General features: G+C 70.1%; 6 protein-coding genes. 2 read left to right on the top strand and 4 right to left on the bottom strand.

Features of this window, described 5'->3' with window-relative positions; translation table 11 throughout:
* Window positions 1-546: phosphopantetheine-binding protein (locus tag FM051_RS08655; protein ID WP_202918741.1), on the top strand; the 546-nt coding region annotated here is incomplete at its 5' end.
* Between the two features lie 132 nt (window positions 547-678).
* Window positions 679-1,431, top strand: a complete 753-nt coding sequence (locus FM051_RS08650) for a response regulator transcription factor (protein WP_238412233.1) — start codon at window positions 679-681, stop codon at window positions 1,429-1,431.
* Window positions 1,432-1,640: 209 nt separating this feature from the next.
* On the opposite strand, the gene FM051_RS08645 is transcribed toward FM051_RS08650, so the two are convergent.
* From FM051_RS08645 to FM051_RS08630, 4 genes are read right to left on the bottom strand one after another with little or no spacing between them, the layout of a single operon-like run.
* A complete protein-coding gene (locus FM051_RS08645) occupies window positions 1,641-2,651 on the bottom strand; it encodes a 3-oxoacyl-ACP synthase III family protein (protein ID WP_158842369.1) in 1,011 nt (336 codons plus the stop codon).
* A gap of 13 nt (window positions 2,652-2,664) precedes the next feature.
* On the bottom strand, window positions 2,665-4,809 hold the full coding sequence (locus tag FM051_RS08640) for a 2-oxo acid dehydrogenase subunit E2 (RefSeq protein WP_158842368.1): 2,145 nt from the start codon (window positions 4,807-4,809) through the stop codon (window positions 2,665-2,667).
* The gene (locus FM051_RS08635; RefSeq protein ID WP_158842367.1) at window positions 4,806-5,036 is read right to left on the bottom strand and encodes an acyl carrier protein; all 231 of its coding nucleotides are present in this window, start codon (window positions 5,034-5,036) and stop codon (window positions 4,806-4,808) included. The genes FM051_RS08640 and FM051_RS08635 overlap by 4 nt, the downstream gene beginning before the upstream one ends.
* Complete coding sequence (locus FM051_RS08630; RefSeq protein ID WP_158842366.1) at window positions 5,033-5,959, bottom strand: thiamine pyrophosphate-dependent dehydrogenase E1 component subunit alpha; 927 nt, start codon at window positions 5,957-5,959, stop codon at window positions 5,033-5,035. Before FM051_RS08630 ends, FM051_RS08635 begins: the two co-directional genes overlap by 4 nt.
* Window positions 5,960-6,052: the final 93 nt, after the last annotated feature.

The following is a 6,052-nucleotide window of genomic DNA, read 5'->3' as shown; positions in this document are numbered from 1 at the left end:
CTCCGCCAACACCCCCACATCACCGACACCACCATCACCACCCACCACCACAACAACCAACCCCAACTCACCGCCTACATCACCACCACCCAACCCACCAACCCCACCCACATCACCAACTGGCTCCACACCAAACTCCCCCACCACCTCATCCCCACCCACCTCATCACCCTCGACAAACTCCCCCGCACACCCAACGGAAAAATCGACCACAAAGCCCTACCCACACCCACCCCCAACCACCCCACACACAACCGACCACCCACCACACCAAACGAAAAACTCATCGCACAAATTTGGCAAGACCTGCTGGAGCACAACGACATCGGCGCACACGACAACTTCTTCACCCTCGGCGGACACTCACTGCTGGCGAGCCGCATGGTCAGCAGGCTCACTGCCCGCACCGGCGTTTCCGTGCCCCTGCGCACGGTCTTCGACCACCCCACCCTCGCCGACCTCGCCCAACACCTGCCGGAAGTTCCCGAGAACGCGGCCCCGACCACGATCCCGCGGCTGCGTCGCACCCTGGGCAGCGGGAGCTAGTGCCGCTTCTCGGAACGTTGAGCCGGTAATCGGCTTCGTGAGCTGACGAGCAGGCTGGTTCCCGTAGATCGTGTGCGGGGAGGTGGTTGTGAACCGCAGGCGCGCAGCAGGCTCGACATCTCCGTCAGGGACATGGGGATCGTCGTGGTCCCGCCGCTCCCGGTGCCCGACGACACGGACCGGGTGAACGGCCGTGAAGCGGTCGACCTGTTCGCCGACCGCGCGGCGGCCGTGCTGCCCGGCTTTGCGGTCGACGAGCGCAACCGGCACCTGGTCGTGCGCATCTGCCGTCGGCTGGACGGCATCCCGCTGTCCATCGAACTGGCCGCCGCCTGGGTGCGCACGCTGTCGCTCCCCGACATCGAAGCCAGACTGGACGACAGCGTCCGCCTGCTCACCCGCAGCAGCCGCACCGCGCCGTCACGCCAGCGGACGCTGGCCGGCGCGATCGACTGGAGCCACGACCTGTGCCCGCCCGAGGAGCGGGCGCTGAGCGGGGCGACGACCAACGAGGTGCCGCCCTATGCCGCCGTCGACGAGCAGATCGCGGCACGGGCCACCGGCGAGATCGGCGCGGAGGCGTTCCGGACGGCGTTCGAGGAGGGCAAGGCGCTCGGCCTGGAAGACGTGATCGCGTACGCCCTGGAGGAGAAGGCCGCGAAACCGGCCACCGAATCCCGTGACACGGGTCCCGGCCTGACCCGCCGGCAGCTGGAGATCGCCCACCTGGTCGCCGAGGGCATGAGCAACAAGGAGATCGCGGCCCGGCTGGTGATCGCCCTGCGGACGGCGGAGACCCACGTCGAGAACGTGCTGACCAAGCTGGGCTTCACCTCGCGCACCCAGATCGCCACGTGGATGGTCGAACACCGCGCGGACCGTTGACCTGTACACCGGTCGCCTACACGGCGGGATGACACCGGCCGGATCTCATTCCTTTGCGGTACCGGAAATGCCTCCGTCGACCGACGCGTCGGGACCGTGAGCGCTCCGAGTGCCGCGTCACGCAACCTCGGTCGGGTATCGGGTCCAGGTGCGGATGCGCGAGTCGGTGGCGGCGTTCGGCCCGGCGTGGTCGATCCGGGGTCGCGCCGTCAGCACTCCAGGACAGCGCTCGCCCAGTGCATCCCGCGGCCGTTGGCCGCCAGGGCGACCAGGTCACCGGTGCGGCACTCGCCGGAGTCGCGGAGCCGCGACAAGGCGATCAGGTGGTCGGCGGCGCCGAAGTGACCGTGTTCGACGGCGAGTCGGTGGTTGGTGCGGTCGAGCGGCACGCCGATGAGGTCGGCCTGGGCGGTCAGCACTCGGACGTTGTCGTTGAGCAGGAACAACCAGGACAGGTCTTCCTCGACGCAGCCCACGCGCTTGCACACCCGGTGAACCGCGCGCGCCGTGCGGTTGTCGATCTCGGCCGCGAAATCGGTGACCTTGGTCGCGTCGAACCCGAAGTGTTCCATGATGTCCCACGCATCCCTGGCGCGCGGATCGGGTGACCCGGCCGCGAACGGCGCGGCGGCGCCACCGACGTCCATGCGGAAGAAGTCGGCGTACCGGCCGTCCGATTCGGCGTACGAGGCACGCCACCGCATGGTGGTCTCACCGCGCAGCGCCACGGCCGCCGCGGCGCCGTCGGAGAACAGCAGGGAATGGGTGCTCATGCGGTTCCAGTAGGCGTCGGCCGTCCGGTTCGCGCCGATCACGAGGGCGACCCGGTAGTCCGGGTGAGTGGCGAAGCGGCCCGCGAGGGTGTCCAGGGCGGTGACTCCGCCGACGCACCCCTGGTCGACCAGCACCGCTTCCGCACGCCGCAAGCCGAGTCGGGCCTGCACCGACGCCGCGGCGTCCCAGTACAGGTACTCGGCGATGTCGGTGAGCGCGAGGACGACCAGGTCGACCTCGGATGGCGCGACGCCGGCCTCCGCCAGAGCCCGCTCCGCCGCCGCCACGGCCAGGTCCGACACCCCCACACCGGCCGGTGCCAGGTGCAGGTAGTCGTAGCCGTAGCCGAGGACGCGCTCGACGTCCTCCGTGTGGTCGGCGACGACATCCTTCACCGCCACCCGCTCGCCGAACGCGGTGCCGAACGCGGCCAAGCCGTATTCCATCGCTTCTCCAGGGTCAGTCGACCAGCTTGTCCAGGCGCTGCGCATCGCTCAGGGACTCCGCGATCACCCTCAGGAATGCGATGGCGTCGCGGCCGTTGACGACGCGGTGGTCGTAGGCGAGGCCGAGGGTGACGACGGTCCGCTGCACCGGGACACCGTCTTCGATGACCACTTGCGGGCGTGGTCCGCCCACCGACACCATGCAGACCTGCGGCCACATCACGATGGGCTGCACGAGCAGCACGCCCTCGTCGTTGTTGAGCGAGACGGTGATCGTGCCGCCGGACAGCTCGGCGGCGGTGAACTCGCCGCGCCACGCCTTCATGCGCAGGTCCATCATGTCGTCCGCGATGTCCACAATGGACCGTTGGCCGCAGTCGCGGATCACGGGGGTGTAGAGGCCGTTGCCGGCGTCCATCGTCACGGCCACGTGGGGGACGTCGGGCACGGCGACCACGTCGTCGCCGACCAGAGTGCCGAACAGGTGGGCGAAGTCGGGGTGCGCGGCGGCGACGGCCTTGACGACCGCCTCCGGCAGGCCGACTTCCGCGCCGCTGTCGTTCGAGAACCGCCGCAGCCGTTCGGTCAGCGCGTCCACCGCGACTTCCACGGCGGTGAACGCCGCGGGGACCTCCCGGTGCGCCCGGGTGACGACGGCCGCCGTGCCGCGCTGTGCCTTGTCCAGCACGTACGTCCGGGCGTCCGCCACGGTGTCGGCGGCCTGCGCGACGGTCGACGGCTGTGCGACGGTCGAAGCGTGCGCGACGGTCGAGGGCTGCGCGACGGTCGGCGCCTCGGTGGCCTGCGGTGCGGGAGTGTGCGGTGCAGAGGTATGCGGTGCGGGAGTGTGCGGTTCGGACACCACTTCGGCCAGCACATCGCCCACGCCGACCTCGGCGTTCACCGGCGCCAACTGCCGCACGTGGCCGGTGGCCCCGGCCTCGATCACCTCCACCGCCTTCGACGTCTCCAACTCCACGAGCGGCGTGTCCGGCTCGACCGCGTCGCCGTCCTCGACCAGCCAGGCGAGGACCAGGTAGGTCTCGTCGTTGTTGTTGAGCTTCGGTGCGGTGACCGGCACACCGGTCGACGGGGGAACGACGTCCACGACCTCCCCGATCCGCTCCTCCCCGACCCGCTCCACACCGTGCACCCGCACCGGCTCCCGGAGCGCGTCGAGCACGGCGTTGACGATGTGCTCCTCTCCGAGCAGCACCCGCTCCTCCAGATGTCGGGCGGAGGGGATGATCGAATCCGCCGACGACAACCGCAGCACCGGCGAGCGCAGGTCGTGCCACAGCCGTTCGTAGAGCAACGCGGCCACGTCGGCGCCCCACGTCCCGCCGGCCGTGCTCTCCTCGGCCACGGCGATCAGGCGCGCCGCTCCGAGCAGCGGGAGCACGTCATCGAGTTCCAGCGGGTGCAGCCGTCCGGGAACGAGCAGGTGCACGGTCACCCCTTGCGCCACCAGGCGCCGCGCCGCGGCCAGCGCCCGATGGGCGACCCCGCCGGGGCACACCAGCACGACGTCCGCCGGACCGGGGCTGGTCACGTGTGCCCAGCCGGGCGCCGAACCGACCAGTGAGCAGCGGAACACCTCGTCGTCGGTGAACATGCGCCGGGTGTAGAGGACCTTGTCCTCGAACAGCATGGCGGGGCCGTTTCCCAGCGCGTGCGACAGCAGGCCGTACGGGTCGTGGAACGGCGTGGTTTCGTACAGCGACAGGTTGGGGATGCCGAGGAAGTGCTTCTGCACGCTCTGGCTGTGCGTGGGTCCGTACCCGCGACCACCGCCGACCGGACATCGCACGACGATCCGCATGGGCACGGTGTGCCCGTACATGGTGACCGACTTGGAGATCAGGTTGAGGACCTCGTCGAACATCAGCGCGGCGAAGTCACCGAACATCACCTCCAGCACGACCTCGTCGCCCGCCAGCGCCAGCCCGCCGGCGACGCCCGCGATGCCGGCCTCGCTCAGCGGTGTGGTCAACACCCGGTCGGGATGGGCGGTGGACAAGCCCTTGGTCACCTTGAACGCCCCACCGTAGGGATCGAGGACGTCCTCCCCCAGCAGGTGCAGGCCGGGGCGTTCGGTGAACAGCCGGTGCAGTGCGCGGTTCAGGGCCTCCACGACCCGGGGTTCGGGCGGGCTCATACCGCGACCCCCTTCTCGGCGAGGACGTCGCGCAGGACCCGCACCGACCGACAGGTCCGCGCTTCCCGTGCGGTCAGCTTGACGCCGTACTCCTGCTCGACCCGCATGACCAGCTCGACGTGGCGCAGGCTCGTCCACGCGGACGAGGTGGCCGTTCCGGTGTCCCAGTCCACTTCGGCGGCGGGCAGCCGCAGGACGTCCGCCACCAGGGAGATCAGCCCGGTCACCGCACTGCTCCCACCGGAGCGGCCCACGTGGCGGGCGGGCGGTTCCGCACCCGCTCCACGATCCTCTCCACTTCGTCACGCTCCTTGTCGTCGATGGCGCGGAACCGCTGCCCGAGCCGGGCTGCCAACTCCCCGTGCCAGTCCCACTCCCGCAGGGCGGCGAGTTCCTCGGCGCCGCGGGTGTCGTCACCCTTGCTGTGCGGCCCGAGCCTGTGCGTGGTGAACTGCACGACCGCGGGCCGGTGCTCGTCGCGGACCCGCGCCACCACGGGAGCCACCTGGGCCCGGATGTCGGCGATGTCCTTGGTCACCACCTCGGTGAAGTCGACGTCGAACGCCGCGGCGCGCGCGGCGATCGTCCCGGCCAGCTGGAGTTCCGTCGGCGTGGACTGGGCTATCCCGTTGTGCTCGACCACCACCAGAACGGGCACCTGCCACAGCGCCGCCATGTTGAGCCCCTCGTAGACCGCGCCCTCACCCCAGGTGCCGTCACCGATGAACGCCGCCGCCACCCGTCGTTCGCCGGCCCGCTTGAAGCGCAGCCCGATGCCGACCGCCAGCGGCACGCTCTGGCCCTGTACCCCGGTGGAGAGGAAGCCGTCGCGGTGGACGTGCTGGCTGCCGCCCACCCCCGAGCAGACCGCGCCCTCCCGTCCCATGATCTCGGCCAGCAGCCCTTCCGGGTCGCGGTACCGGGCGAGGTAGTGCCCGTGCCCGCGGTGGTTGCTCAGCACGAAGTCGTCGCGCAGCAGTGGCGCCAATGCGACCGGGACGTACTCCTGCCCCAGGCACGTGTGGGTGGTGCCATTCAATTCCCCGGCGCCGAACATGCGCAGCAGTGCCAGTTCGAAATGCCTGATCCCGACCAACGACGCCAGGTCGTCATCGGAAAGGGGCAGCGGTTCCCGGTGATCGGCGGTCATGCCCTTCACTGCTCCTCGAATGCTCGCGGAAGTACCGCGCCGTAGCGCATCCGCGACCCTAACCGAGCCGGTTCTCACCTCGGTATCGAAGCC

This window comes from Saccharothrix deserti (assembly GCF_009769385.1).
Taxonomy (GTDB): domain Bacteria; phylum Actinomycetota; class Actinomycetes; order Mycobacteriales; family Pseudonocardiaceae; genus Actinosynnema; species Actinosynnema deserti.
This window is presented reverse-complemented; position numbering and strand designations above follow the sequence as displayed.

Coding starts and splice junctions, on each gene's coding strand:
- FM051_RS08640 (WP_158842368.1), bottom strand. CDS start 4,809: ATGAGCCCGCCCGAACCCCGGGTCGTGGAGGCCCTGAACCGCGCACTG.
- FM051_RS08650 (WP_238412233.1), top strand. CDS start 679: ATGGGGATCGTCGTGGTCCCGCCGCTCCCGGTGCCCGACGACACGGAC.
- FM051_RS08630 (WP_158842366.1), bottom strand. CDS start 5,959: ATGACCGCCGATCACCGGGAACCGCTGCCCCTTTCCGATGACGACCTG.
- FM051_RS08645 (WP_158842369.1), bottom strand. CDS start 2,651: ATGGAATACGGCTTGGCCGCGTTCGGCACCGCGTTCGGCGAGCGGGTG.